Annotated in this window: 2 protein-coding genes; one reads left to right on the top strand and one right to left on the bottom strand. The window is 60.0% G+C overall.

What is annotated here, in order from left to right; genetic code table 11:
* Nucleotides 1-573: IS110 family transposase (locus DID99_RS36770; protein WP_260444804.1), on the bottom strand; the 573-nt coding region annotated here is incomplete at its 3' end.
* On the opposite strand from DID99_RS36770, the gene DID99_RS38305 reads away from it, so the two are divergent.
* Nucleotides 574-775: hypothetical protein (locus DID99_RS38305; RefSeq protein WP_260444803.1), on the top strand; the 202-nt coding region annotated here is incomplete at its 3' end.

Here is a 775-nt window from a genome sequence, read left to right as displayed (position 1 = left end):
GCGCTGATCCGCTTCCTTACCGCACCTTAAGCGCTCCACCGATTTACTCTGGAGGACGTCGTTAACGGATCGCATACGAAGAGAACGGCAATCTTGCGCGCGGTGGCGGTAACAGCTTTGGCCTTGCCGATCCGGGCTGACAGGCGTCGATAGAAACCACAGCCGTAGCGCGGCTGCCGCCTTGCTGGAAGAGCGGCGCGTCTTTGATGAGAGGATTTTGCCGCCCGAGATCTTGTTGCCAGGCGCGAGGCACAGCCACGACGTGAAGTGCTTCACTGTCGGCCAGCGCGACATGTCGTTGCCGCATTCGGCGACGAGCTTGAGCGTAACATAGGGCCCCAGGCCATGAATCTGGGTTAGGTCGACGCCGAGCATGCCGTACAGCGCGGCGCGCACGTCAAAGGCGAAGCCATTCGGCTGTTTGGTCCGATGTCGCGCCGCAGGTATGGGAGCCGTGGGCGGTTCGACACCAGTCTGCAGGTGTCGGAGCGCGACTTCAATTCGCTCATCACATTGTGCGACCTGGGTTTGGTAGAAATCGTAAAGTGCGAGTGCCTGCGTGAGCTCGAACACGTGCTCGGCCTGATAGTGGCCGATCAGCGAGTCGCGGATGGTTTCGACGGAGGCTTTGCAGCGCACATCTCGATACTTGGCGAGGTCATCGGCATTGCGTTCGCCAGCTACGATGGCGCGGATGATCGTATGCGATCCGTTAACGACGTCCTCCAGAGTAAATCGGTGGAGCGCTTAAGGTGCGGTAAGGAAGCGGATCAGC

Source organism: Burkholderia sp. Bp8986 (assembly GCF_003854225.1).
GTDB lineage: Bacteria > Pseudomonadota > Gammaproteobacteria > Burkholderiales > Burkholderiaceae > Burkholderia.
This window is presented reverse-complemented; position numbering and strand designations above follow the sequence as displayed.